The sequence below is a fragment of the Bradyrhizobium sp. HKCCYLRH2015 genome (genome assembly GCF_051168215.1).
Classification (GTDB): domain Bacteria; phylum Pseudomonadota; class Alphaproteobacteria; order Rhizobiales; family Xanthobacteraceae; genus Bradyrhizobium.
Genome location: NZ_JBNPUO010000003.1, coordinates 153761 through 180552, shown reverse-complemented (window position 1 = coordinate 180552; position 26792 = coordinate 153761). Strand labels below are relative to the sequence as shown.

At 66.4% G+C, this 26792-nt stretch carries 22 protein-coding genes; 15 read left to right on the top strand and 7 right to left on the bottom strand.

Going from position 1 to position 26792, the window contains the following annotated elements:
• Positions 1-189 precede the first annotated feature (189 nt).
• Together ACQR1H_RS08845 and ACQR1H_RS08840 are read left to right on the top strand one after the other, a co-directional pair.
• Positions 190-591, top strand: a complete 402-nt coding sequence (locus ACQR1H_RS08845; protein ID WP_006611446.1) for a PTS sugar transporter subunit IIA — start codon at positions 190-192, stop codon at positions 589-591.
• Complete coding sequence (locus ACQR1H_RS08840; protein ID WP_315800505.1) at positions 588-917, top strand: HPr family phosphocarrier protein; 330 nt, start codon at positions 588-590, stop codon at positions 915-917. The genes ACQR1H_RS08845 and ACQR1H_RS08840 overlap by 4 nt, the downstream gene beginning before the upstream one ends.
• A 60-nt stretch (positions 918-977) precedes the next feature.
• Here ACQR1H_RS08840 and ACQR1H_RS08835 read toward each other — a convergent pair whose 3' ends face one another.
• On the bottom strand, positions 978-2582 hold the full coding sequence (locus ACQR1H_RS08835) for a glycosyltransferase family 39 protein (RefSeq protein ID WP_434846495.1): 1605 nt from the start codon (positions 2580-2582) through the stop codon (positions 978-980).
• Positions 2583-2698: 116 nt separating this feature from the next.
• Here ACQR1H_RS08835 and lepA point away from each other — a divergent pair, with 116 nt between their 5' ends.
• Together lepA and ACQR1H_RS08825 are read left to right on the top strand one after the other, a co-directional pair.
• Positions 2699-4510 carry a translation elongation factor 4 gene (lepA, locus tag ACQR1H_RS08830; RefSeq protein ID WP_316183120.1) on the top strand — a complete coding sequence of 604 codons (1812 nt, stop codon included), beginning with the start codon at positions 2699-2701 and terminating at the stop codon, positions 4508-4510.
• A 337-nt stretch (positions 4511-4847) separates the two neighbouring features.
• Positions 4848-6815, top strand: a complete 1968-nt coding sequence (locus ACQR1H_RS08825) for a methyl-accepting chemotaxis protein (protein WP_316239329.1) — start codon at positions 4848-4850, stop codon at positions 6813-6815.
• A 186-nt stretch (positions 6816-7001) separates the two neighbouring features.
• Here ACQR1H_RS08825 and ACQR1H_RS08820 read toward each other — a convergent pair whose 3' ends face one another.
• Entirely contained in the window at positions 7002-7400 is a 399-nt protein-coding gene (locus ACQR1H_RS08820) for a rhodanese-like domain-containing protein (protein WP_434907427.1), read from the bottom strand.
• A gap of 99 nt (positions 7401-7499) precedes the next feature.
• On the opposite strand from ACQR1H_RS08820, the gene ftrA reads away from it, so the two are divergent.
• Positions 7500-8531: a transcriptional regulator FtrA gene (ftrA, locus tag ACQR1H_RS08815; protein ID WP_434907426.1), complete on the top strand. Its 1032-nt coding sequence runs from the start codon at positions 7500-7502 to the stop codon at positions 8529-8531.
• Here ftrA and ACQR1H_RS08810 read toward each other — a convergent pair.
• A complete protein-coding gene (locus ACQR1H_RS08810; RefSeq protein ID WP_434907425.1) occupies positions 8505-10718 on the bottom strand; it encodes a putative bifunctional diguanylate cyclase/phosphodiesterase in 2214 nt (737 codons plus the stop codon). The genes ftrA and ACQR1H_RS08810 overlap by 27 nt on opposite strands.
• A gap of 394 nt (positions 10719-11112) precedes the next feature.
• Between ACQR1H_RS08810 and mepA the strand changes: the two genes are divergently transcribed.
• Both mepA and ACQR1H_RS08800 read left to right on the top strand, forming a co-directional pair.
• Complete coding sequence (gene mepA / locus ACQR1H_RS08805; protein WP_316216777.1) at positions 11113-12054, top strand: penicillin-insensitive murein endopeptidase; 942 nt, start codon at positions 11113-11115, stop codon at positions 12052-12054.
• A 189-nt stretch (positions 12055-12243) separates the two neighbouring features.
• On the top strand, positions 12244-12762 hold the full coding sequence (locus ACQR1H_RS08800; protein WP_315800512.1) for a hypothetical protein: 519 nt from the start codon (positions 12244-12246) through the stop codon (positions 12760-12762).
• 3 nt (positions 12763-12765) lie between these two features.
• On the opposite strand, the gene ACQR1H_RS08795 is transcribed toward ACQR1H_RS08800, so the two are convergent.
• Complete coding sequence (locus tag ACQR1H_RS08795) at positions 12766-14559, bottom strand: potassium/proton antiporter (RefSeq protein WP_434907424.1); 1794 nt, start codon at positions 14557-14559, stop codon at positions 12766-12768.
• Positions 14560-14768: 209 nt separating this feature from the next.
• On the opposite strand from ACQR1H_RS08795, the gene ACQR1H_RS08790 reads away from it, so the two are divergent.
• From ACQR1H_RS08790 to ACQR1H_RS08780, 3 genes are all read left to right on the top strand, one after another.
• Positions 14769-16088 carry a mechanosensitive ion channel family protein gene (locus ACQR1H_RS08790; RefSeq protein WP_315800514.1) on the top strand — a complete coding sequence of 440 codons (1320 nt, stop codon included), beginning with the start codon at positions 14769-14771 and terminating at the stop codon, positions 16086-16088.
• Positions 16089-16186: 98 nt separating this feature from the next.
• Entirely contained in the window at positions 16187-17011 is an 825-nt protein-coding gene (gene map, locus ACQR1H_RS08785) for a type I methionyl aminopeptidase (RefSeq protein WP_315800515.1), read from the top strand.
• Between the two features lie 97 nt (positions 17012-17108).
• Positions 17109-17912 (top strand): intradiol ring-cleavage dioxygenase, encoded by an 804-nt coding sequence (locus ACQR1H_RS08780; protein ID WP_434907548.1) that lies wholly within the window; start codon positions 17109-17111, stop codon positions 17910-17912.
• Here the strand turns inward: ACQR1H_RS08780 and ACQR1H_RS08775 are convergent, their stop codons facing one another.
• Together ACQR1H_RS08775 and mddA are read right to left on the bottom strand one after the other, a co-directional pair.
• Entirely contained in the window at positions 17913-19103 is a 1191-nt protein-coding gene (locus ACQR1H_RS08775) for an MFS transporter (protein ID WP_316183130.1), read from the bottom strand.
• Positions 19104-19315: 212 nt separating this feature from the next.
• A complete protein-coding gene (mddA, locus tag ACQR1H_RS08770; RefSeq protein ID WP_434907423.1) occupies positions 19316-20095 on the bottom strand; it encodes a methanethiol S-methyltransferase in 780 nt (259 codons plus the stop codon).
• Positions 20096-20242: 147 nt separating this feature from the next.
• Between mddA and ACQR1H_RS08765 the strand changes: the two genes are divergently transcribed.
• The 3 genes from ACQR1H_RS08765 (at position 20243) to radC (ending at position 23177) form a co-directional block, all read left to right on the top strand.
• Positions 20243-21793, top strand: coding sequence for an alpha/beta fold hydrolase (locus tag ACQR1H_RS08765; protein ID WP_315800518.1), 1551 nt, complete (start codon positions 20243-20245; stop codon positions 21791-21793).
• Positions 21794-21853: 60 nt separating this feature from the next.
• Positions 21854-22393, top strand: a complete 540-nt coding sequence (locus ACQR1H_RS08760) for an MAPEG family protein (RefSeq protein ID WP_315800519.1) — start codon at positions 21854-21856, stop codon at positions 22391-22393.
• Between the two features lie 70 nt (positions 22394-22463).
• Entirely contained in the window at positions 22464-23177 is a 714-nt protein-coding gene (gene radC, locus ACQR1H_RS08755; protein ID WP_315800904.1) for a RadC family protein, read from the top strand.
• A gap of 89 nt (positions 23178-23266) precedes the next feature.
• On the opposite strand, the gene ACQR1H_RS08750 is transcribed toward radC, so the two are convergent.
• Complete coding sequence (locus tag ACQR1H_RS08750; RefSeq protein ID WP_315800520.1) at positions 23267-23989, bottom strand: Crp/Fnr family transcriptional regulator; 723 nt, start codon at positions 23987-23989, stop codon at positions 23267-23269.
• A 323-nt stretch (positions 23990-24312) separates the two neighbouring features.
• Here ACQR1H_RS08750 and ACQR1H_RS08745 point away from each other — a divergent pair, with 323 nt between their 5' ends.
• A complete protein-coding gene (locus ACQR1H_RS08745; RefSeq protein ID WP_315800905.1) occupies positions 24313-25986 on the top strand; it encodes a methyl-accepting chemotaxis protein in 1674 nt (557 codons plus the stop codon).
• Positions 25987-26076: 90 nt separating this feature from the next.
• Entirely contained in the window at positions 26077-26790 is a 714-nt protein-coding gene (locus ACQR1H_RS08740) for a hypothetical protein (RefSeq protein ID WP_316183134.1), read from the top strand.
• Positions 26791-26792: the final 2 nt, after the last annotated feature.

Here is a 26792-nt window from a genome sequence, read left to right as displayed (position 1 = left end):
GGCCGATTGTGTGGAGCAAATTGGTAACCATATCAGCCCCACTATCGCGACCGATTAGACCGCCGCCAGCTCCCATTCTGTATGCCAGAATCCGGGAGACTCGCGAATATGCCCCCTTGCGCGAGGGCTCCGGATGGTCAAAGTGGCGCGTTCGTGCGGTGCACCCAAGGCGCCCGCGAGGAGTATCCGATGATTGGCCTGGTACTGGTGACCCATGGGCGCCTCGCCGACGAGTTCAGGGCGGCGCTGGAACACGTCATGGGTCCTCAAAAACAAATCGAAGCGGTCACGATTGGCGCCGACGATGATTCCGATCTCTGTCGCAGCGACATCATCGAAGCCGTGAACCGCGTCGACACCGGCGACGGTGTCGCCATTCTCACCGACATGTTCGGCGGCACGCCGTCGAACCTCGCCATCTCCTGCATGAGCCGGCCCAAGGTCGAGGTGCTCGCCGGCATCAACCTGCCCATGCTGGTGAAGCTCGCCAAGGTGCGCGAGGAACGCTCGCTGCCCGACGCCATCGCCATGGCGCAGGAGGCGGGCCGCAAATACGTCACCATCGCCAGCCGCGTGCTCGCCGGCAAATGAGCGACGAGGATGCTCCGCAGGACAACGTCGCCGGCCCGGCCGTCCCTGCCGGAGCCCTCTCGCGAGAGCTGCTGATCACCAACAAGCGCGGCCTGCATGCGCGGGCCTCGGCGAAATTCGTGCAGATGGTCGAGAAGTTCCAGGCCGAGGTCTGGGTGACGCGCGGCGGCGAGACCGTCGGCGGGCGCTCGATCATGGGCCTGATGATGCTGGCGGCGGCGCCGGGAACCAAGATCCTGGTCTCCGCCACCGGCCCCGAGGCCGACGCCGCGCTGCAGGCGATCACCGACCTGGTGAACGACAAGTTCCACGAAGAAGGCGTGTGACCACCTAGGATCGTCATTCCGGGGCGCGCGAAGCACGAACCCGGAATGACGTGCTCTGGGTTACCTGCCCGGTCCCTGAATATACACCTTCCAAACGATTGCAGGGCCCGCCTGGCCGTGGAAGAAGCGCTGGGTGGTCATCACCAGCGGCTCGGCCTTCGGGGCCTCCTTGGCCATCCAGGCCTCGCAGGCCGCGATCCGGTTGTCGGTAGTGTCGCAGATGCCGATGAACCCCTCGCGCTCGAGGTCTTCCAGCGTGCTCAGGCCGGAACTCCAGGTTTCCTCTGCCGTGTAGGGCACGGTGAACGGCCGCGGGTGGTCCGGGCTGTAGAAGGTCATCGGCGTGTTCATCTCGGAAAAGCCGGCCACCAGCGGCCACGGCGAGCCGAATCGGGCGTGCCAGGCTTTGGTCAATTCCCGCGCCAGCTCCGAACGGGCGCCGTAGCCGGTGGCGCCGTTCGGATTGGCGGCCATCTCGCGCCGGGCAATCCAGGGCGAGGCGATCAGCGTGAGCAGCGACAATACGAGCCAAACGGCGGCGAGCCGCGGCAGCATGACCGATCGCAGCCGCAGCGCGGGGATCGCGACCAGCGCCAGCGGCACCAGGAAGAACAGCGAGATGCCCCAATCGGTCTTCATGTAGATCGTGAAAGCGAGGCCGCCGAGCGGCGGCCCGACGGCAACGATCGCCTGCACCAGCCAGACATTGATCGCCTGGCTCACATTCACGCCGGGATTGGGACCGCCGCGCCAGTTGCGGAAGGCGAAGCGCGGCGGCCAGGCCATCACCAGCGCCGCCAGCGCCAACGGCAAAGCCAGCAGCGCCAGATTGTGGCCGACATAGCCGAGCACGAGCTCGGCGGCCCGGCCCCGGTCCGACAGCGTATAGACATCCCCGGCATAGGTGATGGCGACGAAATCGACCCGCCACAGCCACACCAGATGCGGGATCATCGCCACCAGCATGGCGACGATCGCGACCCACGGCGCGGGCGACGCCAGGAAGCGCAGCCGTTCCGGGTGCAGCAGCGCGGCAAGGCCGATGGCGCCGATCATGGTCAGCACCCAATATTTGGTCATCAGCGCGGCCGCGCCGGCGAGGCCGAGCCACAGGCCGGAGGCGGCGCTGCGCTTTTCAAACGCGTTGAGATAGGCCAGCACCAGCAGCGGCAGGGTCAGCAGCTGCACCAGGTCGGCGTTGTACTTGAAGCCCTTGAAATTGAAGATCGGGTACAGCGCGACCATCACCATGACGAAGAAGGCGCGGCGGCGGTCGACCACCTTGAGGCTGGCGAGCCAGACGATGACGAGGCCGCTGCCGTTCACGGCCATCGCCAGCGCATAGGTCGCCCAGTCCTTGACCGGAAACACCGAGAACCACAGCCCGGCGATCCAGCCCGACAGTGGCGGATGCTTGCCGTAACCGAACAGGAAGCGGCTGCCCCAGGCATAGGCCTCGGCAACGTCCATGTGGACGTCCTGCGCCGCCTTCAGATTGGTCAGGATCGCGGTCCACAGCACGGCATGGACGACCACGAAGGCGATGACCACCCAGGCCGACGTTGCAGGCGCCGTGGCGCGCGCCACCAGCCAGGCGGAGATTCGCCGCGGTCCGAGACGGCCGCGCATGCGCGCCGCGAGAGGCGGAAGAGAGGTACTCGACATCCGCCCTCGGTAGCCTGTTTTCGGGCCACGGGGAATCAGCTTGGCGTGAAGAAAGGCCCTGGAAATTCAGCAATATGGTTGCTGGTTGGGGGCTCGGGATGCTATCTGCGCGACCCATGACGACCGTCCCCATTCCCAACATCCGCAACTTCTCCATCGTCGCCCATATCGACCATGGAAAGTCCACGCTCGCCGATCGCCTGATCCAGATGACGGGCGGCCTGTCGGACCGCGAGATGGCGGGCAAGGAACAGGTGCTCGATTCGATGGATATCGAGCGCGAGCGCGGCATCACCATCAAGGCGCAGACCGTGCGCCTGCAGTACCGCGCCAAGGACGGCAAGGACTACATCTTCAACCTGATGGACACGCCCGGCCACGTCGACTTCGCCTACGAGGTGTCGCGGTCGCTCGCCGCCTGCGAAGGCTCGCTGCTGGTGGTCGACGCCAGCCAGGGCGTCGAGGCGCAGACGCTCGCCAATGTCTACCAGGCGCTCGACAACAACCACGAGATCGTTCCGGTCCTCAACAAGATCGACCTGCCGGCCGCCGAGCCCGAGAAGATCAAGCAGCAGATCGAGGACGTCATCGGCATCGACGCGTCCGACGCGGTGATGATCTCGGCCAAGACCGGCCTCGGGATTCCCGACGTGCTGGAGGCGATCGTCACCCGGCTGCCGCCGCCGAAGGGCGACCGCGATGCGACCCTGAAGGCGCTCTTGGTCGACAGCTGGTACGACGTCTATCTCGGCGTCGTCGTTCTCGTGCGCATCGTCGACGGCGTCATGAAGAAGGGCCAGCGCGTCCGGATGATGGGCACCGGGGCCGCCTATGACGTCGAGCGCGTCGGCTTCTTCACGCCAAAGATGCAGCAGGTCGATGAGCTTGGGCCCGGCGAGATTGGCTTCATCACCGCCGCGATCAAGGAGGTGGCCGACACCCGTGTCGGCGACACCATCACCGACGACCGCAAGCCGGTCTCGGAGATGCTGCCGGGCTTCAAGCCGGCCATCCCGGTCGTATTCTGCGGCCTGTTCCCGGTCGACGCCGACGATTTCGAGACGCTTCGCGCAGCGATGGGCAAGCTCCGGCTCAACGACGCCAGCTTCTCGTTCGAGATGGAGACATCCGCCGCGCTCGGCTTCGGCTTCCGCTGCGGCTTCCTTGGCCTGTTGCACCTCGAGATCATCCAGGAGCGGCTGTCGCGCGAGTTCGATCTCAACCTGATCGCGACCGCGCCCTCCGTCATCTACAAGATGAAGCTGACCGACGGCGAGGAGATCGAGATCCACAACCCCGTGGACATGCCCGACGTGGTCAAGATCGCCGAGATCCAGGAGCCCTGGATCGAGGCCACGATCCTGACACCGGACGAATATCTCGGCAGCGTGCTGAAGCTGTGCCAGGACCGCCGTGGCAATCAGAAGGAGCTCACTTACGTGGGCGCCCGTGCGATGGTCAAATACGACCTGCCGCTGAACGAGGTCGTGTTCGATTTCTACGACCGGCTGAAATCGGTCTCCAAGGGCTACGCCTCGTTCGACTATCATTTGACCGACTACAAGCCGGCCGACCTCGTCAAGATGCAGATCCTCGTCAACAACGAGCCGGTCGATGCGCTGTCGATGCTGGTGCACAGGACCCGCGCCGAAGGGCGCGGCCGCGCCATGGTCGAGAAGATGAAGGACCTGATCCCGCCGCACATGTTCCAGATCCCGATCCAGGCGGCGATCGGCGGCAAGGTGATCGCGCGCGAGACCGTGCGCGCGCTGCGCAAGGACGTCACGGCGAAGTGCTACGGCGGCGACATCACGCGCAAAAGAAAACTTCTGGAGAAGCAGAAGGAAGGCAAGAAGAAGATGCGGCAGTTCGGCAAGGTCGACATCCCGCAGGAAGCCTTCATCGCCGCGCTCAAGGTCGATAGCTGAGGGCGGATCGCCACCCGCTCGATCGACCGCAGGGCTATCGCCCATAGACCGGCTGGGCAGTCGCGACGAGCCAACCTGCCAATTAGTTACTCCGTCATGCCCGGGCTTGTCCCAGGCATCCACGTGGTTGTCAGCGTGCCGAACGACGTGGATGGCCGGGACAAGCCCGGCCATGACGACGTCGTGACGGAAGACCACGACACCCCGATCGTCCAATGCGATCGACGGGAACGCGGAACGTGGGACGCCCTCGGCTGAATCGGTGTTCCCGTACAACTACGGTATCTGTTCCTTAATGGTATTCTGGGACCCTTGCTGCAAAGCAAGGAATGCCCCAATGTCCCGCCTCCGATCGATCTCCGCCCGCCTGATCATCGCGCTCTCGCTCACCGTCGCCATCGCCTGTGCCGTGCTCGGCACCTTCTCCGTCATCCAGCAGCGCGCCCTGACCCGACTGGCGCTGGAGCAGCAGTTGAAGCTGCAGTTCGACAGCGTGTCGGCCGGCATCGACTATGAAGGCCGCGCCGCGCTGGCGGTGAGCTCCACCCTGGCGGCGCTGCCGCCGATCGCCGATGCCTATCTCAAGGGTGACCGCGACGCGCTCGGCGCCCTGCTCGGCGGCGCCATGACGTCGCTGAAGGCGCAAGGCATTCCGCTGGTGAACGTATGGGCGCCGCCGGCCACCAATTTCTATCGCGTGCATGAGCCGAAGGTGTTCGGCGACGACACCTCGAAGCGCCGCATCACGGTGGTGCAGGCCAACCAGACCGGCCGCCTGATCGCCGGCGTCGAGCAGAGCCGGCTGTCGCTCGGCATCTTCGGCATGACCCCGATCGTGCGCGACGGCAAGGTGATCGCGACCGTCGACGTCGGCGCCGCCTTCGGCAAGGAATTCGTCGAGCGCGCCAAGCAGCGCTTCGGCATCGATCTCGCCGTCTACTGGATCAACGACGGCCAGCCGAAGCGGCTGTCCTCGACGTTCGGCGACGAGACCGTCGCCACCCCGGACGAGGTGCTCGCAGTGTTCAAGGGCACGGCGCTGCTGCGCGATGCCACCCTGGCCGGCAAGCCCGCCGCCGTCTATGCCGGCCAGATCAGGAACTACGCCGGCGACCCGATCGCCGTGCTCGAGCTGATCAAGGACACCACGGCTTACGAGGCCGCCGCCGCCAGCGCGCAGCAGCAGCTGATCATCGGCACGGTCGTGATCCTGCTGCTCGCCGTCATCGTCGCGCTGTTCGTCGCCCGCGGCATCTCGCGTCCGCTGGTCGCGATCACTGCCGTCATGCACCGGCTGTCGAGCGGCGACACCGAGGTCGCGATCCCCGGCGGCCAGCGCAAGGATGAGCTCGGCACGATGGCGCAGGCGGTCGACGTGTTCCGCCGCAACATGATCGAGACGGCCAGCCTGCGCGAGTCGCAGGAGGCGACGCAACACCGCGCCGAGCAGGAGAAGCAGGCGCTACAGCGACAGATGGCCGACCGGTTCGAGGCCGACGTCAAGGGCGTCGTGTCCTCGGTCGCCAAGGCGACGGCGGACATGGAGCGCGTCGTCCACGAGATCACGGTCAGCGTCAACGGCACCTCGCAGCGCACGGCGGCCGCGGCGGCGGCGTCCGAGGAAGCTTCCAGCGGCGTATCGACCGTCGCCGCGGCCTCGGAGGAGCTCGCCTCCTCGGTGACCGAGATCGGCCGCCAGGTCGCGCATTCCAGCAAGGTCGCCGACGGCGCCGTGGTCAAGGCGCGGCAGACCACCGAGATGGTCGAGAGCCTCGCCGCCGCCGCCGAGCGGATCGGCGACGTGCTGCGCCTGATCGACGCGATCGCGAGCCAGACCAACCTGCTCGCGCTCAACGCCACCATCGAGGCGGCGCGCGCCGGCGAGGCGGGCCGCGGCTTTGCGGTCGTCGCCGCCGAGGTCAAGGAGCTGGCGGGTCAGACCGCCAAGGCGACGGAAGAGATCGCCGGCCAGGTCACCTCGATCCAGGCCGCGACGTCCGACTGCGTCAGCGCCATCGGCGGCATCAGCGGCACGATCCAGGAGATCAGCGGCATTGCCGCGACCATCGCCGCCGCCGTCGAGCAGCAGGGCTCGGCGACGCGCGAGATCGCGCGCAGCGTCCAGCAGGCAGCGTCCGGCACCAACGAGGTGTCGCAGAACGTCGTCGGCGCCAGCGACGCGGCCGAGCAGTCGCGCCAGCTCGCCGATCACGTCATGGTCGCGACGCGCGACCTCGGCAAGCATGCGAACGACCTGTTCAAGAGCGTCGACACCTTCCTCGCGGGCTTGCGCAAGGCGGCATAGTGATAGTTGCCGACGCTGCGCCTCCGAAAACCGGTGTCGTCCCGGCCCCTTGAGCCGGGATCCATAGCCACCGGCTGGCGTGAGGCAGACAACTGCCAGCCCCCGTCCCTCGATAGCTCCCGCGGTATGGATCCCGGCGTTCGCCGGGACGACACGGAGGATGGCGTAAGAACCGGGTGCTCAGGTTCAATCGCCGGCCGTGAGCGCAAAGCCCTCGTCGAGCCAGCCGGTGATGCCGCCGATCATCATCTTCACGGGCCGTCCCTGCCGCGCAAGCCGGATCGCGGCGCGGTTGGCGCCGTTGCAGTGCGGGCCGGCGCAGTAGACCACGAACAGCCTGTGGTTCGCGTACTCGGCCATCCGCTCCGCGGTCATGGTCCGGTGCGGGATGTTGATGGCGCCGGCGATATGCCCCCTGGCAAACGAGGCCGGACCCCTGACATCCACCAGGATGAAGTCCGGAGCTGCTGCATGCAGACTCTCGTGCACGTCCCAGCAATCGGTCTCGAAGGAGAGCATCGCCTCGAAATGGGCGAGCGCCTGGGCTGACGGGGCTGCGGGCACCTCGGTGACATCGGTCGTCATCGTCTCTCTCCTGCGACGTTGCGTCAGCTCCTCCAATCTCGCGCGCTGCGCCGGGCGACCCAAGTGACGGATCGGACAAAGTCCGGTAGGTTTCCGCCAATGCCGTCAGCCGCAGCCAGCAGCCCTCCGCACGATCCCGGCCTCGTCGCCGTCATCGCCTATGACGGGCTTTGCACGTTCGAGTTCGGCATCGCGGTCGAGGTCTTCGGGCTGCCACGGCCGGAGTTCGATTTCCCGTGGTACCGGTTCAAGGTGGTTTCGGCCGAGGGACGAAGGTCACGCGCCATCGGCGGCATCGTGGTCGAGGCCGGCGCGCCGCTTGCGCGGCTGAAGGATGCCAGCACGATCATCGTGCCGGGATGGCGCGATCGCAACGAGCGGCCGCCCGAGCGCCTGCTGCGCGCCATCGCGCAGGCGGCGGCGCGCGGGGCGCGGTGCCTGTCGATCTGCTCGGGCGTGTTCGTTCTGGCGGCGGCAGGGCTGCTCGACGGCAGGCGCGCCACCACGCATTGGCGGCACATCCCCGACCTGAAGCGACTCTATCCGAATATTCGCATCGAGGAGGACACGCTCTATGTCGACGAGGGCAATGTCGTCACCTCGGCCGGCAGTGCGGCGGGCATCGACGCCTGCCTGCATCTGGTCCGGCGCGACTTCGGCAGCAAGGTTGCGAACAGCGTTGCCCGGCGGCTGGTGATGCCGCCGCACCGGGACGGCGGGCAGGCGCAATACGTCGTCGCACCGGTCCAGATCCGCCCGGGACGGACGATCGGCGACGTCATGGATTGGGCACGCGCGCGACTGGCGCAGCCGATCGCGATCAGCGCGATGGCCAAACGCGCCGGAATGAGCGAGCGGACCTTGCTGCGGTCGTTCAGGGACAGCACGGGCGCGAGCCCCGCGGCCTGGCTACAGCAGGAGCGCATGACGCGGGCGCGGGAGCTGCTGGAGAATGCGACGCTCTCCCTGGCGGACATCTCCGCGCAGTGCGGCTACCGGTCGCTCGAAACCTTTCGCGTCGCTTTCCGGCGCATCGTCGGAACATCACCCGCGGCTTATCGCCGGCGCTTCGAGGCGCGTCCAACAGCGGCCAGCGTCGCTCGCTCAAGCCACCAGCGCGTTGCCGGGTGAGGCGCCGTCCATGGCGTCCCGCTGCGCCTGCAACAGCCGGACGATGTCGACATTGGGCCGGGGCCGGCTGAACAGATAGCCCTGCCCTTCATGGCAGCCCTCGGCGCGCAGACAGCGGAGCTCCGCCTCCGTCTCGACGCCCTCGGCCGTGATCGTCACGCCGAGCCCCTTGCCGAGGCTGACGATCGAGCGGACGATCGCCTGCGCCTCGCGATTGGCGGCGAGACCGCGGATGAAGGACTGATCGACCTTGATCTTGTCGAACGGAAAGCTGCGCAGATAGCTCAGGCTGGAATAGCCGGTGCCGAAATCGTCCATCGAAATGCGGACGCCCAGCGCGCGCAACGCATGCAGGGTGGCCAGCACCTGGCCGCTCTTCTCCAGCACCAGCGTCTCGGTGATCTCGAGCTCGAGCCGGCTCGCCGGCAGGCCCGACTGCTTGAGCACGTCCATCACCAGCGACAGCACATTGCCGACGCGGAACTGCAGCGGCGACATGTTCACGGCGACACGGACGTCGTCCGGCCATTTCGCCGCGTCGTTGCAGGCCTGGCGCAACATCGCGCGGCCAAGCGCCGAGATCAGGCCGGTCTCCTCGGCGACCGGGATGAACTCCGACGGCGGGATCATGCCGCGCTCGGGATGCGGCCAGCGCGCCAGCGCCTCGAAGCCGGTGATGCGTCCGGTCGAGAGGTCGATCAGCGGCTGATAATGCGGCTGTAGCAGGTCGCGCTGGATGGCCTCGCGCAGCTCGGATTCGATCTTGCGCCGGCTCTGCGCCCGCGCATCCATGCCGGACTCGAAATAGCTGAAGGTGCCGCGCGTCTCGTTCTTCGCGCGCGACAGCGCCATGTCGGCATTCTTGAGCAGCTTCTCGGCGTCGTCGCCGTCGTTCGGCGCCATGGCGATGCCGATCGTGGCGCCGATCGTCACCGAGCTGCCGTCGATGAGATAGGGATCGGCGATCGCCTCCAGCAGCCGGCGGCAGAGCTGGGCCGCATCCTCCGGCCGCGCCTGCCCTCCCTGCACCACCGCGAACTCGTCGGAGTTCAGTCGCGCGACGATGTCCTCCTGACGCAGGACCGAGCGCAACCGCTTGCCGACCCCGCGCAACAGCCGGTCGCCGACCGCGTGGCCGAGGGTATCGTTGATCGACTTGAAATTATCGAGGCCAAGCACCAGCACAGCGATCTTCTCGGAGCCGCGCCGCATCTGGGCAAGCTTGTCATCGATCTTCTGGCGCAGCAGGTTGCGGCTCGGCAGGCCGGTCAGTGCGTCGTGCTGGGCGAGGAAGGCGAGCCGCGCCTCGGCGCGCTTGCGCTCGGTGATGTCCATCAGCGCCAGCAGCACCGCGGGCTGGGCGTTGTGGACAAGATGGCGCGAATAGATCGCGAGATCGATCAGGGCGCCATCGGCGCGGACATGCTTCCAGGTGCGCGCCGCCTGCTCCTCGCTGGACTGCTCGCCTGCCCAGGGCGGCTCGCTGTCATAGGCCTGCAGGCTGCGGATGCTGAGCCGCTCGAAGGCGTCCCGGCTATAGCCGTAATGCTGGGCCGCCGCTTCGTTGACGCCGAGCACGCGCCCATCATCCGTCGCGCAGACGATCATCGGCACCGGATTGCCGTCGAACAGCAGGCGGAACGACTCCTCGCGCTGCTTCAATTCGGTAATGTCGACGCGCAGGCCAACGATGCCGCCATCGCCGGTCAGACGCTCCTCGATCAGGATGGTGCGGCCGTCCGACAGCTTCTGCTCGTGGCGGCCGCTCGGATGAAACAGCTTTTCGAGCCGTTCGGCGATCCACTCCTCCTCGCGGCCGGCGGCTTCCGGATAGTCGCCGCGGGCAACGCCGATCCGGATCGTGTCCTGCAGCCGGGCGCCGGATTCGAACAGGTCCGAGCTGCGGTTGTAGATTTCGGCGTATTTCTTGTTCCAGAGGATGTAACGGCCGTCGGCGTCGAGGAACACGATCCCCTCGGGAAGAAGGTCGATCGCTTCGATCAGCCGATCATGCGCCTTCTTCGCCTCCGCCATCGCCATTTCGGCGCACTTGCTCCCATCGCCAGGGCCAAGCTTGCGCAGGTTGTGCCGCCGCAATTTCGGGCTTGGCTTGACCGGGTGAACTGCATCGCGGGCGCTTGGCACGCGATTGCGCTTTTTTGCCGTGGGTGGCCGAACGGGCCGCATCGCGTGCCTCACTCTCCTTCTCAAAAGGCAGTTTTCAGCCACGTTTCTGAAAAAATGGTATCTTGATGCAGAACACGACAGCCATTGGTTACGGGAATAGGGAGATGCACTCGCGTATTTGGAGAGTTGAGCCTTGCGCCGAGGATCAACCAAGGGCTGCGGTACAACCAGCGATATGTGACGTCGGTTGCCACCGGCCAGAAAAGACCCGCATACCGTGCAGTGGCCTTGCGCTTATTGTTCATTTACCGAACGAACTCACGCAATTGAACCGAGTTCAGCCAGTTCCGCCAATCCGGCAGCAGGGTTAGAGCCAGGTTAAAATAGCTTGAATGACCTGCTGTTGACGTAGAATTGGGCAACTCGGCCGGTCGGCAAACGCTACACTGGCTTCATGCATGTCCGCCTGATTCTGGTCGCCATCATCAGTTCGGCCGTCATTGCCGCGGCGACCCCGGCCCATGCCCAGGACAAGGGCAGCGTCGAGCCAAAGGCCCTGCCGCCATTGGCGCATCCGGACGATCCGAATACGCCGGCCAAGGAGCTGTTCGCTCGCAGGATCCTGCCGTCGGCGCAACCGACCAAGGTGATTGGAACCTACAATCGCGGCTGCATCGCCGGCGCCGAGCGAATGCCGATCAATGGCGAGGGCTGGCAGGTGATGCGGCTGTCGCGCAACCGCAATTTCGGCCATCCCAACCTGATCGCGCTGCTGAAGCGGCTGGCGACCCGCGCGCACAAGGATGCTGGCTGGCCCGGCATCCTGGTCGGCGATATCGGCCAGCCGCGCGGCGGTCCGGCGCTGAGCGGCCATGCCAGCCATCAGATCGGGCTCGACGCCGACATCTGGCTGACGCCGATGCCCGACCACAGGCTGTCGCGCAACGAGCGCGAGGAGATGTCGGCGGTCATGATGGTTCGGCCCGATCGCCTCGATGTCGATCCGCGCGTGTTCACGAAGGGCCACCTCGCCGTGATCCGGGCCGCCGCCCAGGAGCCGTCGGTGCAGCGCATCTTCGTCAACGCCGCGATCAAGAAGGCGCTGTGCCGGGACGCCAGGGGCGACCGCAGCTGGCTCACCAAGGTGCGGCCGTGGTGGGGACACGACTATCACTTCCACATCCGCATGGTGTGCCCGCCGGGCAACCCGGACTGCCACGGCCAGACCAACCAGGAGGGCGGCGATGGCTGCGGCGACCTCGACTATTGGTTCTCGGACGCGGTGCTGCATCCGCTGCCGCCGAAAGAGCCACCCAAGCCGCCGCAACCGATTACGATGGCGCAACTGCCGCCTGGCTGCCGAGCGGTGCTGCATGCGCCGGACGCCAAGAATTGATTCAGCGACGGCTGACGCGGCGCAGGAATCGCAGTAAGGCTGAATCGCAGTAAGGCTGGATTGCTTTAGAATGACATCGTTCGCGCCGTGAGCGCGACGATCGAAGGGGATGACGGTCCCTCCACCTCCTGTTATCGCGGTATCGAAATGCCGCGCGCCGCTGCGCGGCGCAACAGTCGCGAGTCCGTCATGATCCTGATCCGTCCCGCCACGACTGCCTTCCTCCTCACGCTGGCCGCGAGCTCGGCTGCGGTTGCCGCCGAACCGAGCGGCTGCGACAAATTCAAATGGGACATCGCGCGCGAGCGTGCCGCTCTGACCGCGGCCAACCGCGAGAAGCTGGTATCGGGCGCCGAGATCGCCGCCATCCCGGCCACCGGCATGGTGCTGGAGCTGCGTCCGACGGCCGAGGCCAGGCTGGCGATGCCACCGGAACGCGCGCCCAAGGACGGCACCTTCGCCGGCCTCACGCGGATCACCGCAGCGCCCAAGGCGGGCGTGTACACGATCAGCCTGTCGGCCGCGGCCTGGATCGACGTCGTGCAGGACGGCAAGATCCTCAAACCCGCCGGCTTCAGCGGCGCCACCGATTGCGACGGCATCCGCAAGACCCTGAAGTACGAGCTGGGATCGCATCCCCTGGTGTTGCAGGTCAGCGGCGCGCCGGACAATGCGATTTCGATCGCGGTCCTGCCCGCGGCAGAGTGACGCTCACACTCCCGCAACCGACGACCAGACTTCGGCCAGTCTGCGCTTCATCCGCTCTTTGCGCGTCAGCACCGGCACCTCTTCTTCGTCCTCCGGCAGGCGCAGGCCGACCACGTTGACGCGGCCGCCGGAGATCGAGCGGGCGACCAGCACGATGGTGTCGAGCGCCACGGTCGCGCCTTCCTTCGGCGCGTTGTCGAGGTGAATGTCGAAATAGTCGGCCAGCGTCAGCTTGTCCTCGCCCTCGCCGAGCTTGACGCCATAGATGCCGGCGACCTCGTCGAGCGTATGCTCGGCCGAGACCATGAAGTCGCCGAGCAGATGCGGGTCGGGCGCCGCCGACGGCGGCATGTCGACGAAGAAGCGGTCGAGCGACTCGGCCTTTTCCGGCGGCGCCAGCAGATAGAGGTAGTCACCCGGCGCGATCGGCTCGGCCTCGGGCGGCGACAGGATCTGCTGGTTGCGGATCACCAGGGTCGGCTTCGACCAGGACGGGATCAGGCCGCGGCGGAAGTACAGGCTCTTGGAGCGGATCGAATAGCCGACCAATTGCTGCTCGAGCTGGCCGGGCAGATCGAGCTCGATGCGGCGCGGGCCGCGATCGGTGCGCGGCAGCGCCACGTGCAGCTTGCGCGCGGCAATGCCGAGCGTCCAGCCCTGCGCCAGCAGCGAGATGATCACCACCACGAACGCGACGTCGAAATAGAGATAGGCGTTGGACAGGCCGACCAGCAGCGGGATCGAGGCCAGGAAGATCGCGACCGCGCCGCGCAGGCCGGTCCAGGCGATGAACGCCTTCTCCCGCCAGTTGAACCGGAACGGATAGAGGCAGAGAAACACCGCGACGGGTCGCGCCACCAGCATCAGCATCAGCGCGACGGCAATCGCCGGCAGCAGGCTGTCGAGCAGCCGCTGCGGCGACACCAGCAGCCCAAGCAGCACGAACATCACGATCTGGGCAAGCCAGGTCGCGGCATCGAGGAAGGTGACGACAGAGTTGTGCGCCCGCGTCGGCCGGTTGCCGACGATCAGACCGGCGAGATAGACCGCGAGGAAGCCGGAGCCGTGGGCGATCTGCGCCATGCCGAAGATGACCAGCGCAGCGGTGGTCACGAACGGCGCGTGCAGCCCCTGCGGCAGCGAGACCCGGTTGAGGCCGATGACGACGAGGCGGCCGCCGACGATGCCGAACAGCGTGCCGAGCACGGCCTCGCGGACCAGCTCGAACACGAAATGTCCGATACTGCCGTGGCCGACCGAGATCAGCTCGACCAGCATCAGGGTCAGGAACACCGCGAACGGATCGTTGCTGCCGGATTCCGCCTCCAGCGTGGCGCCGACGCGCGGGCGCAGCCGCAGGCCCTGGGCGTGGACCAGCAGGAACACGGCCGCCGCATCCGTCGAGGCAATGACGGCGCCGACCAGCATCGCCTCGGTCCAGCCGAGGTCGAGGGCATATTTCGCCACCGGCGCGGTGATGAAGGCGGTCATCAGCACGCCGACGGTCGCAAGCACCATCGAGGGCGCCAGCACGGTGCGGATGCTCTGGAAGCGCGTGCGCAGGCCGCCATCGAACAGGATCAGCGCCAGCGCGACGGAGCCCACCAGATAGGTGGTACGAACGTCCTGAAACTCGATATGACCAGGGCCGGAATCGCCCGCCAGCATGCCGATCACCAGGAACACCAGCAGCAGCGGTGCGCCAAAGCGCAGCGCCAGCAGGCTCGACAGGATGCCGGCCATGACGAGGACCGCACCGAGGAGGATTGCAATGCTGACGGCGTCGAGGGATGTCATGAAAAAACGTTGATGAATCCGAGTTTTACATCCTTATCGTCGCCACACTTGCACGCCAACCGGATTTGCTCTTATCGCGGCGATATGCCCATTTTTCCATCCTTGCCCGCGTTCGGGGTATATTTCGCGGCAATCGCCCGTGACGAAAACGAACTAAATCCCGCTGATCCGGCCAACCCGCGCCCCTGTTCCCCTCCGAGACCCCGCTGATGGACCTCGACCTGAAAGACGTTCTCGAATTCCTGCAGACCGTTGGCCGCTCGATCGGCGCCGAGGTCACTTCGCCGTGGTTCTATCTTCAGCTCGGGCTGGTGCTGAGCGGCGCCGGCATCGCCTTTGCCGCCAGCGCTGCCGTGCGCGCCCGCATCGACATGACCTCGCTGGCGATGGGCTGGCCGGGCCCGCTGCGGCAGCTGCTGCGGGTGCTGCTGGAGAGCGTCACCACGGTCGTGTTCGTGATCCTGATGCGGATCGCCCGCACCGGCATGTTGCTGTGGACCTGGCCGAGCCGCAGCTACCTGCTCGCCGTCGCGCTCAAGCTGGCGCTGGCCTGGCTGGTGATCCGGCTGATCACTTCGGTGATCCGCAGCACCTTCATCGTGCAGATCGTGTCGATCTCGGCCTGGCTGGTCGCGGCGCTCAGCATCATCGGCCAGCTCGACAATGTGGTCGACGCGCTCGATTCCATCTCGGTCGTGCTCGGCGGCCTCAGGTTGACGCCGCTGCTGGTGATCAAGCTCGGCGTGCTGCTGCTCGCGGTGCTGTGGCTGACCAACGTCGCCAGCAATTTCGTCGAGAGCCGTATCACGCGTTCGACCGACCTGACACCGTCGATCCAGGTGCTCCTGATCAAGATGGTCCGCATGGGCCTGATGATCCTCGGCGTTGCGATTGCGATCAGTGCGGTCGGCATCAACCTGTCGGCGCTCGCGATCTTCTCCGGCGCCGCCGGTGTCGGTATCGGCCTCGGCCTGCAGCGCATCGTCGCCAATTTCGTCGCGGGCATCATCCTGCTGGCTGACAAATCGGTGAAGCCGGGCGATCTCGTCACCATCGGCGACAGCTCGGGGCGCATCAGCGCGATGAACACGCGCTACATCTCTGTCGCCGCCGGCGACGGCCGCGAGTTCCTGATCCCGAACGAGGATCTTGTCACCCAGAAGGTGACCAACTGGACCTACACCGACAAGAACACGCTGGTGAAGGTCAATTTCGGCACCAACTACGACGCCGATCCCCGCGTCGTCTGCAAACTCGCCACCGAGATCGCGGCCGAGACGCCGCGCACCTTGAAATCGAAGGCGCCGAACTGCCTGCTGACCGAGTTCACCGAGGCCGGCATGAAGTTCTCGCTGACCACATGGATCGCCGATCCCAGCTACATGGACAGCGTCAAGAGCGAGGTGATGCTGGCGCTGTGGGAGGCCTTCAAGCGCGAGGGCATCAGGGTGCCGTATCCGGTGCGAGAGCTTCGCGTTCGCGGCGGCGCGCTGCCGGTCGAGACCACGCTCGAGGTGCCGACCGGCTAGGGCGGCAGATTCAACCGTACAGACCCGGCTTGCACCGGGCGGCACGATCATTAAATTAGACGATCACCCCGCGACATGTTCGAGAACGAAACAGGCCCATGAACTATATCGAAGCGACCGACGCCGCTGCGCGCAAGAACGGCCAGATCAAGCTGCACGGCCCGAGCGGCTTTGCCGGCATGCGCAAGGCCGGCGCGCTGGTGTCGAAGTGCCTCGATGCGCTCACCGACATCGTCAAGCCGGGCGTGCCGACCTCTCGGATCGACGATTTCGTTCGCGACTTCGCCTTCAGCCATGGCGCCTATCCGGCGACGCTGATGTATCGGGGCTATCGCTACTCGACCTGCACGTCGATCAACCACGTGGTCTGCCACGGCATGCCGAACGACCGGCCGCTGAAGGAAGGCGACATCATCAATGTCGACGTCACCTTCATCGTCGACGGCTGGTACGGCGATTCGAGCCGCATGTATGCGATCGGGCCGATCGCGCGCAAGGCCGAGCGGCTGATCGAGGTGACCTACGAATCGATGATGCGCGGCATCGCCGCGGTGAAGCCCGGCGCCACCACCGGCGATATCGGCCATGCGATCCAGAGCTTCGTCGAGCCGCAGGGCATGAGCGTGGTGCGCGACTTCTGCGGCCACGGCCTCGGCCGGCTGTTCCACGACGAGCCGAACATCATCCATGTCGGCCGTCCCGGCGAGGGCGTGCTGCTCAAGCCCGGCATGTTCTTCACCATCGAGCCGATGATCAATCTCGGCAAGCCGCATGTGAAGATCCTGTCCGACGGCTGGACCGCCGTCACGCGCGACCGCTCGCTGTCGGCACAGTTCGAGCACTCGGTCGGCGTCACCAATGATGGCGTCGAGATCTTCACGCTCTCGGAGCGCCATGGCGAGAAGCCGCTGACGCAGGTGTGAGCGGGCTGCCTGGCCCAATGGCCGTCGGGCGTCCGATTGTTGCCATCTCCGGCTGATCGACTGCCGCTTCCATCGCATGCGAGCGCGGGAGGCTGCTCTGACCAACGCAACACGCCGTGGCGTCCTCGGCCTGCTCTCGGCGGGCGCAACGCTGCTGACGCCGCCGGCCCGCGCAGCGTCGGAGACGGCTCCTGCATCGGCGAATGCCGACGAGGCCTGCATCCTGACGCCGCAGTCGGAATCGGGGCCCTATTATCTCGATCCCAAGCTGGTGCGCGCCGAGATCGCCGAGGACCGGCCGGGCGTGCCGCTCAGGCTGCGTCTTCGCGTCATCGAGGCCGGCACCTGCGCGCCGGTACCAGGCGCGCGCGTCGACATCTGGCACTGCGACGCCCGCGGCATCTATTCGGGCTATCCCGGCCAGAGCGACACCCACAAGCTCGACCAGAGCGGCAAGACGTATCTGCGCGGCACGCAGATGGCCGATGCCGCCGGCTGGGCCGGCTTCAGGACGATTTATCCCGGCTGGTATGCCGGCCGCGCCACCCACATCCACTTCAGGGTGTTTGTCGACGAGACCACGGTGCTGACCGGACAGACGTTCTTTCCCGAGGCGCTGAACGAGTTCATCTACACCAACGTGCCCAACTACACCGGACGGCCGAAGCAGCGGCTCGTCATCAATGCCAATGACCGCGTCGCGACCGAAGCCGATCCCGAACACCGCGCGCATTGCGCGGTGAAGGAGGAGCGCGACCATTATCTCGCGACCCTGACGCTCGCCGTGAGCCGCAACCCGGCCGCCGCGGTCGAGATGCCCACCGGAAAGCTGCCGCCGGCGCCATGGATCAAGGACCGGCTCGCGGCGCTGGTGCCCGGGCTCAAGCGCAGCCCGTTCTGATCATTTCGGCTCGGTGAACTGATAGGCCAGAGCGGCGAGCGGCAGCGCCGTGCCGAGCGCGGCGGCGGCTGTCCAGCCGCCATGGGCGTATGCCCAGGCGCCGAGGCCGGAGCCGGCGGCGCCGGCGACGAAGAAGGTGGTCATATAGAGCCCGTTCAGCCGGCTGCGCTGGCCGGGGCCGAGCACGAACAGCACGCGATAGCCGAGGATCAGGCTGAGCTGCGCGCCGCAGTCGATCGCGATGGCGGCGATCACCAAAGTCGCCAGCGACCAAGGGGTTCCGAGCGGTGCCGCCAATGTCAGCGCGAAGCCGAGCGCGCACATCAGCATCGAGGCGATCGTCGCCGGCCGGGTCCAGCCACGGTCGGCGATGCGGCCGGCGACCGGCGCCATGATCGCGCCGGCGACGCCGGCCAGCGCGAACAGTGCGATGCCGGTCTGCGACATCCGGAAATCGGGCCCGGCCAGCAGCAGCGGGGACGTGGTCCAGAACACGCTGAAGCCGCCGAACAGCGCGGCCTGGTACAGCGCACGGCGGCGCAGCGCCGGCGTGTCGCGATAGAGCTCGACCATCGAGCCGAGCAGCTGGCCGTAGCTCAGCCGCGCCTGCGGCTCGCGCGGCGGCAGGGCGAGGCGCAGCACGACGGCCAGGATCAGCATGGCGAGCGCCGAGGCGGCATAGATGACGTGCCAGGACGCATGCGCCGCGACGAAGCTCGCCAGTGGCCGCGCCAGCATGATGCCGAGCATCAGGCCGGTGGTGACGTTGCCGACGGTGCGGCCGCGGATCGCCTCCGGCGCCATGTGCCCGGCATAGGGGATCAGGATCTGCACCGCGACCGAGCCGAAGCCGATCAGCAGCGCCGAGAGCAGGAACGTCGACGGGCTGGTCGCCAGCGCCGCACAGCCGAGCGCGGCCGCGCCGACGATGATGGTCGTGATGACGAGCTTGCGGTTCTCGATGAGATCGCCGAGCGGCACCACGAACAACAGACCCGCGCCGTAGCCGATCTGGCTCATCGTCACCAGCAGTCCCGCGAGCTGCGGCCGCAGCCCGAGGTCGGCGCTGATCGGCCCGATCAGCGGCTGCGCGTAATAGATGTTGGCGACGATCAGCCCGCAGGAAAAGGCCAATAGCAGCGTGATCCAGGCCGACAGCGAGTCGCCGGAATCGGACGTGATGGTGGTCAACGTGGATCTCTCTCGGGGAGGAACGGCAGGCCATAGGGCCCGATGAGAACGGAGGCTGTCGATCTGCGATTTTGCATCGCAGCATTCAAGCCCGACATAGGTGCTGAGGTCCCCCGCTCCAATTCACGTCTGCGTGGGCGCTGCATCGAGCAAGTCCGCAATCAAAGGCGAGCGCGCTCGACGAGGCCCTGGCGACGTCGAGCCCGCGCCGGCTACTGCGCGCCGTGCGCCTCCGTCTCGGTCTCCGCGGTCCGCCGGCCGCCGATCAGCCGTGGCAGCAGCATCGGCACCTGCCGGCGATAGCGCTGGTAGGTGTCACCGAACTGGGCGACCAGATCGCGCTCCTCGAGTTGCAGCCCGACCAGGATGTAGGCTGTGCTGAGGGCGGCGAACAGCAGGTGGCCGAGCGACATCTCAGGCGTGGCCCAGAAGGCGAGCAGGAAGCCCAGCATCAGCGGGTGACGCACCAGCCGATACAGCAGCGGCGTTCTGAAAGGCTGCGCTGTCCCGGCGCTGCCGCGAAGCGCAAGGACCGCCTGGCGCAGGCCGAACAGGTCGAAATGATCGATCATGTAGGTCGAGGACAGCGCGATGATCCAGCCGAGCCAGTGGAGGCCGGTCAGCACGCCCGCGGCAACACCCTCGACGTGCCAGACCGGATTCGGGATCGGACGCCATTGCCAGAACAGCAGCAGCAGGATCAGGCTGGACAGCAGCACATAGGTGCTGCGCTCGACGGCCGCCGGAATGATGCGCGTCAATGCGCGCTTGAAGGCCGGCCGCGCCATCACGCTGTGCTGGATCGCGAACAGCGCGAGCAGCAGCACGTCGACGACGACGGCCTCGGTCACGGCGCTGGACACGCCGACGTCGATCGACTTGGCCGTGAGATAGTTGTAATTGCCGACGAAACCGACCGCCCATACGAACGACCCAAGAAAGACGGCATAGCTCGTGATGGCGTAGAGCATGATGAGGAGGCGTCCGGACATGAATGTTTCCTTGTTGCATCGAGGACGGCATGGCCGTGATCGAGACGCCCGATCCTGGGATCGGTCACGTCTCGTGCGAGCCTGAGCCCTTACCAATCGACCGTCCCCCGAGCGTCCCCCGGACGCAGCCATGCAGGTCGCATCCCGATGGTTCAGTTCCGCGTCCGGACATTTGGCTTCCCCGAGCTGCATCGCGACGGTCAGCCATGCCCGCTGGCGCTGCGCAAGGGCCTCGCCCTGCTGGTCTATCTGGCGGAAGCCAAAGGCCCCGTCGCGCGGGACGTGCTGGCGACGATGCTCTGGCCCGAGAGTTCGGAAGAGGTGGCGCGCGCAAGGCTGCGCCGCCTGCTGCACCGGCTCCAGCTCACGCTCGGCGACGGCTGCCTCACCATCGATCGCGCGACGGTTCGATGGGCCGCCGCGGTCGAGCTGGAGGTCGACTCGGGGTTGTTCGAAACGGCCTGCGACCGCGGCGAATTCGAGCTGGCCTGCCGCCTCTATTCCGGCGACTTCCTGGACGGCTTCACGCCCGGCGACTGTCCGCAGTTCGAGGAATGGGCGTTCTTCCGGCGTGAAGCCCTGCGCGGCCGGGCAGTCCAGGCGCTGGAGCGCGTGGTGCAGGACCGAAGCGCGGCCGGTGATCATGGCGCCGCCACGGTCCATGCCGCACGCCTCGTCGCGTTCGATCCGCTCAGCGAGGTCTATGGCCGCGCCCTGATCCGCAGCCTGCTGCTGGCCGGCGACCGCGCCGCCGCCGAGCGCCATCTCGGCGCCCTGACACAGCGGCTGCGCGACGAGCTCGGCGTGCCCCCCGAGGCGGAGACGCTGGCGCTGCTGGCGCAGGGCGTCGCGGCCCACGGCGAAAGCGCGCCGCCGACGCGCTATGTCCTCGGCGACGGCGTTCATCTCGCCTATCAGACCTACGGCGCCGGTCCGCTGGACATTCTGCTGCTGCCCGGCTTCGTCTCGCATGTCGAACGGATCTGGGAGGAGCCGCGCTGCCGGGCCTTGCTGTCCGCGCTCGCCAGAATCGGCCGTCTGATCCTGTTCGACCGCCGCGGCATCGGGCTCTCCGACCGGGTCGGTTTCAGCCCGAGCGTCGAGGCGACCGCGCGCGACATCGCGACCGTGCTCGACGCCGCCGGCAGCCGGCGCACGGTGCTGCTCGGCGCCTCCGAGGGCGGACCGGCCTGCATCACCTTCGCGGCCGACCATCCCGAACGTGTCGCCGGGCTGATCCTGTTCGCCTCGCTCGCCAAGGGCAGCGCTGCGGCCGACTATCCGCATGCGCTGCAGGCCGGCCAGTACGGCATCTGGCTGCGGCAGCTCGTGGCCGGATGGGGCGGACCGGCCGGCATCGAGACGTTCGCGCCGAGCCTGGCCGGCGATCCCCAGGCGCGCGCCTGGTGGGCCGGACTGCTTCGCGCAGCATCCAGCCCCGGCGCCATCAAGGGCCTGCTCGAAGCCTTCAGCGATATGGACGTGCGCCACCTGCTCGCACGGATATCCGCACCGACCCTGGTGCTGCACCGTCGCCACGATCGCGCGGTGGTCGTCGGGGCCGGGCGGCATCTCGCCGGCCAGATCCGCCACGCACGTTTCGTCGAGCTCGACGGCGCCGACCATTGGATGTTCGCCGGCGACCAGAGGCCCGTCCTCGCCAGCATCGAAGCCTTCCTCCGCGGTCTGCCATTGTAAGCAGGATCGCCGGACTGGCAAAATGGACGTCGTCCGGTGCCCCAGGAGGACTCGATCGCCATGGCCGAGGATGCAGCATTCCATCGCGAGCAGACCCAGGTCGCCGCCGGCATGGCCGCAGCCGCGCTGATCGCGATCGCGGCCATCGGCGTCGCGCTGTGGCGAGGCGACGGCCCTGCGGAGCCCGCCGCAGAGCGCCTCGCCATCGCGCTGCGGCTCGATCTGTTCGTGATCGTCTGGCTGCTCGCCGCGATCGGCAATGTCGCCCGGCTGCGCTTCTTCTCGGCCCAGGACATCGCCGGCAGCGCGACCACGGTCGCGAGCGATGCGGTCCGCAGGGGAAATGCGATCCTGCAGAACACGCTGGAGCAGGCCGCGCTCGCGGTCACGGTGCATCTCGGCCTGGCGGCGACGCTGCCTCATCCCGCGCCGCTGCTGCTCACGCTCGTGATCCTGTTCGGCCTCGGGCGGCTGCTGTTCTGGCTCGGCTATGCCTGGGGCGCGGCGGGCCGCGCCTTCGGCTTTGCGCTCACCTTCTATCCCACAGCGTTTTCGCTCATCGTCGGCCTCGCCGTCGTGCTGACGGGACGCGCGGCCTAGCAAGGCGCGCCCCATGGCGCGCGAGCACTTCGAGGTTGCAAAAATGCGGCATCACGGCATGCTGACGCCGATGCCCGAGAAAGCCCCTCCTTCCAACGATACGCCGCCGGACACGCCGCACTATCACGGCCACCGGCAGCGGCTGCGCGAGCGCTTTCACAGCGCCGGCCCCGACGCGCTCAACGACTACGAGCTGCTGGAGATGGTGCTGTTCGCCGCGCTGCCGCGGCGCGACGTCAAGCCGCTGGCGAAGGCGCTGCTGAAAACGTTCGGATCGTTCGCCGAGGTGATCCACGCGCCGGAGCCGCGGCTGCGCGAGATCGACGGCGTCGGCGACGCATCGATCACCCAGCTCAAGCTGATCGCCGCCGCCGCGCACCGCATCGCCAGGGGCGAGGTGCGGCAGAAGCACGCGCTGGCGTCCTGGCAGGACGTCATCACCTATTGCCGCACCAGCATGGCGTTCGCCGACAAGGAGCAGTTCAGGCTGTTGTTTCTCGACAAGCGCAATCAGCTGATCGCCGACGAGGTGCAGCAGACCGGCACCGTCGATCATACGCCGGTCTATCCACGCGAGGTGATCAAGCGGGCGCTCGAATTGTCGGCCACCGCGATCATCTTGGTGCACAACCATCCCTCGGGCGATCCGACGCCGTCACAGGCCGACATCCGGATGACCAAGACGATCGTGGAGATCGCCAAGCCCCTGGGAATCACGGTTCACGACCACATCATCGTCGGCAAGAACGGCCACACCAGCCTGAAGAGCATCGGGGTGATGTGAAGGCTACGCGGATGCGATGACCTCCTGCCCGACGGCGGCGCAGCTCCGAGCGGCATTTGCGATGCCTCGTACGGCGAAGGCGGCTCAGGCTATGTCAGCGCACCCGCGTCCTCGAGCGCCGGCAGGTCGTGCACGATGATGCTGCCCTCGCTGATCGTCAGCATGCCACGATCGCGAAACTGCGCCAGGATGCGGCTGACGTGAACGGTGGTAAGGCCGACCGTGTCGGCGATGTGCTGCTGGCGCAGCGGCAGCGAATATCTTCGAGATTGATCGAGCCGGCCCGCGTTAGCCCGTCTCATCAGGCTGAGAATGAGAAAGGCGATCCGGCCTTCGGCGGGGCGCTGTCCCAGAACGCTCGCGAGCTCATACGCGTCCGACCTCTCCTGCAAGAGCAGCTCGAACCCGAGCGCCACCAGGGAGGGATCAGTCAGGCACTTCCTGCGCAAGGCGCCGGCGTGGAAAGCGCAAACTTGGACATCCGAGAGCGACTTGACGGAAAAATCCGCACGCGACGGCACGTTCGAGAAGATCATCCGGACGGACGCAAAATCTCCCGTGAACAGGAACTTCACGATCTGCCGCCTGCCGTCGCTGAACGGCAGATAGCGGAACGCCCATCCACTGCAGAGGACGATGATGTCCGAGTCGGTTCCTACGGGATGGCCGGCCGCGACCGTGAAGAAGCGTTGATCCAGCTCCTTGAAAGCCGCTCGATCGCCGCACGACGCAAAGATAGCTCCGCAAAATCCCTTGTCGCTGGCAGGACAAGAGGCACATCTCGTCGGCGGTCCGATGTCCTGTCTCCCCATCAGGGGCGCTTCTCTGTGCGCATCACGGCAGCATTAAATCAGGAACGATCCCGAGCACAAGTGCATAACATTCGTTAAACGCCGAAGCGCAAATCTTAAGAAGATTTCGCCACTTTCGTCGATGTTAGCTGGCTCGCGAACGACGCGAATCTCCCCTGCTAAGAGCCGAGATGCTGTCGGCTGAATTAGTTCAGTGTGCCGGAAGGTTCGACGGCAGGTCGTTCGTTCGAGCCGTCCCCTTCTCTGCCGCCGGTAGATGCGTACAGCTAACAACCCGCAAATACCATCATCGAATTCGCTCCCATCTGGAAGGACTCCGCTCGATGTTCGCTCGCAAGACCGCTGGAGGCGCAGAGGCTCAACTCGCTGCCATCAGCCGCTCCCAAGCCATGATCGAATTCGACATGGACGGCACTATCCGAACGGCGAACAAGAACTTTCTCGACGCACTTGGCTACCGTCTCGAGGAGATTCAGGGCAAGCATCATTCGATGTTCGTGCCCGCGGATCAGCGCGAGAGCGCGGACTATCGCGCGTTCTGGGCCGCGTTGAACAAGGGAGACTTCCAGGCTGCGGAATTCAAGCGGATCGGCAAGGGCGGCCGCGAGGTTTGGATCGAAGCCTCGTACAATCCGGTTCTCGACGCCAAGGGCAAGCCCTGCAAGATCGTCAAGATCGCCATCGACATCACGGCCAAGAAGATCGCCCACCTCAAGGACAGTGGCAAGATCGCCGCGCTCGACCGCTCTCAGGCCGTGATCGAGTTCAACATGGACGGCACGGTCACCACGGCCAACGAAAACTTCCTGAAAGTCATGGGTTATGAGTTACGGGAAATCCAGGGCAAGCACCACAGCATGTTCGTCGAGCCCGCCGAGCGCGACAGCGCGGCCTATCGCGACTTCTGGGCCAAGCTCAATCGCGGCGAATACCAGGCGGCCGAGTACAAACGGCTCGGCAAGAACGGCAAGGAGGTCTGGATTCTCGCGTCCTACAATCCGATCCTCGACGAGCGGGGCAAGCCGTTCGCGGTGGTCAAGTTCGCGACTGACGTCACGGCCGCAAAGCTGAAGACCGCCGATCTGGCCGGCCAGATTGCGGCGATCGGAAAGTCGCAGGCGGTGATCGAGTTCAACATGGACGGCACGGTGATCACGGCGAACGACAATTTCCTGGCCGCGCTCGGCTATACACTCGGCGAAATCAGCGGCAAGCACCACAGCATGTTCGTCGAGCCAATCGAGCGCGACGGCGCCGGCTATCGCGACTTCTGGGCCAAGCTCAACCGAGGCGAATATCAGGCCGGCGAATACAAGCGGATCGGAAAGGGCGGCAGGGAGGTCTACATCCAGGCGTCGTACAATCCGATCCTCGATCTGAACGGCAGGCCGTTCAAGGTCGTCAAATACGCGACCGACGTCACGAAGCAGGTTCTGGTGCGAATGGGCAACGAGCGCGTGCGCGGCATGATGGAATCGGTTGCGGCCGGCGCCGAGGAGCTCAACGCCTCCGTGCGCGAGATCTCCGAGGCCATGACCAAGTCGCGGGAAACCGCGATGGGCGCAGTCGATCGCGTCGGGGCGGCGGACACCCAGGCGCAGCATCTCTCCGCCGCGACGCAAGCGATGAGCGGCATCGTCGAGATGATCGACAACATCACCGGGCAGATCAATCTGCTGGCACTGAACGCGACGATCGAATCCGCCCGCGCCGGCGAGGCCGGACGCGGCTTCGCCGTCGTGGCCTCCGAGGTGAAGAGCCTCGCCAATCAGGCCAAGCACGCCACCGACAAGATCGGGCAGGAGATCGAAGGTCTCAACAACATCTCGGGCGAGGTGGTGCTGGCGCTCGGCGAGATCAAGCAGGCCATTCACAATGTGAGCGAGTATGTGACCTCGACGGCGGCAGCCGTCGAGGAGCAGAGCACGGTGACGACCGAGATGTCGAACAGCATGCAGCGCGCGGCGAGCGAAGCCGCCAAGATCGCCGCGGGATAGACGAGCGGGATAGACGAAACGTCGGGCCGGTTTGAACCGGCCGTCTTCCCGCGCCGGCTAATGCTGGCGAAGCGTGGAGAGGAACGACGGATGCGCGCGGCCTTCATCGGACTGATCCTGGGCGTCCTGCCCCTCACGGCGGCCGCCGCCTACGACGCCAACGATCCCGCCAATTGCAATGGCGTCGGCTGGGATGATGCGCGGCCGCTCGTCGTGGCCAAAGTGAGCGGCCAGCCGCGGGTGAACTTCGTCAAGAGCCCCTATGACGACGACTTCAAGGCCGCCAGCTGTCCCGCTGCGACCGACGCCTGCCGGAAGAAGGCTTACCTCGTCCGCGACGACCTCGTGCTGGTCGACAGGACCCGCGGCGCTTTCGCCTGCGTCAGCTACCAGCAGCCGCATGCGAAGGCACAGATCTGGACCACCGGCTGGTTGCCGCGCGCTGCCCTCACCGCCGTCGAGCCGATGGCCGCGCCGACGACAGCCGACTGGACCGGAAGCTGGGAGCACCCTGGAGGGGGGCTGACGATCAGGAAAGAGGCCGGCAACCGGCTCCGGATCGAAGGCGATCAGGTGCTGCCGGCCGGGCGCGAGTTGCGCAACGGATCGCTCGGCGCCACGGCAGAGCCGAAGGGCGGCCTCATTGCCTTTGTCGACGACGGCAGCACGCCGTTCGAGCGGCCGAATGCCGGCGACGAGTGCCGCGTGCGCCTGCAGCGAATCGGCGCGCTTCTGCTGGTCGAGGACAACAATGATTGCGGCGGCGCCGGCGTCAGCTTCACCGGACTCTATCATCGCAAATAGCC

Excerpts from the sequence above, each read along its gene's own strand:
- ACQR1H_RS08795 (WP_434907424.1), bottom strand. The coding sequence starts at position 14,559 with ATGACATCCCTCGACGCCGTCAGCATTGCAATCCTCCTCGGTGCGGTC.
- ACQR1H_RS08825 (WP_316239329.1), top strand. The coding sequence starts at position 4,848 with ATGTCCCGCCTCCGATCGATCTCCGCCCGCCTGATCATCGCGCTCTCG.
- ACQR1H_RS08810 (WP_434907425.1), bottom strand. The coding sequence starts at position 10,718 with ATGCGGCCCGTTCGGCCACCCACGGCAAAAAAGCGCAATCGCGTGCCA.
- ACQR1H_RS08765 (WP_315800518.1), top strand. The coding sequence starts at position 20,243 with ATGGTTCAGTTCCGCGTCCGGACATTTGGCTTCCCCGAGCTGCATCGC.
- ftrA (WP_434907426.1), top strand. The coding sequence starts at position 7,500 with ATGCCGTCAGCCGCAGCCAGCAGCCCTCCGCACGATCCCGGCCTCGTC.
- ACQR1H_RS08750 (WP_315800520.1), bottom strand. The coding sequence starts at position 23,989 with ATGGGGAGACAGGACATCGGACCGCCGACGAGATGTGCCTCTTGTCCT.
- mddA (WP_434907423.1), bottom strand. The coding sequence starts at position 20,095 with ATGTCCGGACGCCTCCTCATCATGCTCTACGCCATCACGAGCTATGCC.
- mepA (WP_316216777.1), top strand. The coding sequence starts at position 11,113 with ATGCATGTCCGCCTGATTCTGGTCGCCATCATCAGTTCGGCCGTCATT.
- lepA (WP_316183120.1), top strand. The coding sequence starts at position 2,699 with ATGACGACCGTCCCCATTCCCAACATCCGCAACTTCTCCATCGTCGCC.
- ACQR1H_RS08790 (WP_315800514.1), top strand. The coding sequence starts at position 14,769 with ATGGACCTCGACCTGAAAGACGTTCTCGAATTCCTGCAGACCGTTGGC.
- ACQR1H_RS08760 (WP_315800519.1), top strand. The coding sequence starts at position 21,854 with ATGGCCGAGGATGCAGCATTCCATCGCGAGCAGACCCAGGTCGCCGCC.
- ACQR1H_RS08845 (WP_006611446.1), top strand. The coding sequence starts at position 190 with ATGATTGGCCTGGTACTGGTGACCCATGGGCGCCTCGCCGACGAGTTC.
- ACQR1H_RS08840 (WP_315800505.1), top strand. The coding sequence starts at position 588 with ATGAGCGACGAGGATGCTCCGCAGGACAACGTCGCCGGCCCGGCCGTC.
- map (WP_315800515.1), top strand. The coding sequence starts at position 16,187 with ATGAACTATATCGAAGCGACCGACGCCGCTGCGCGCAAGAACGGCCAG.
- ACQR1H_RS08745 (WP_315800905.1), top strand. The coding sequence starts at position 24,313 with ATGTTCGCTCGCAAGACCGCTGGAGGCGCAGAGGCTCAACTCGCTGCC.
- ACQR1H_RS08800 (WP_315800512.1), top strand. The coding sequence starts at position 12,244 with ATGATCCTGATCCGTCCCGCCACGACTGCCTTCCTCCTCACGCTGGCC.
- ACQR1H_RS08835 (WP_434846495.1), bottom strand. The coding sequence starts at position 2,582 with ATGTCGAGTACCTCTCTTCCGCCTCTCGCGGCGCGCATGCGCGGCCGT.
- ACQR1H_RS08740 (WP_316183134.1), top strand. The coding sequence starts at position 26,077 with ATGCGCGCGGCCTTCATCGGACTGATCCTGGGCGTCCTGCCCCTCACG.
- radC (WP_315800904.1), top strand. The coding sequence starts at position 22,464 with ATGCCCGAGAAAGCCCCTCCTTCCAACGATACGCCGCCGGACACGCCG.
- ACQR1H_RS08820 (WP_434907427.1), bottom strand. The coding sequence starts at position 7,400 with ATGACGACCGATGTCACCGAGGTGCCCGCAGCCCCGTCAGCCCAGGCG.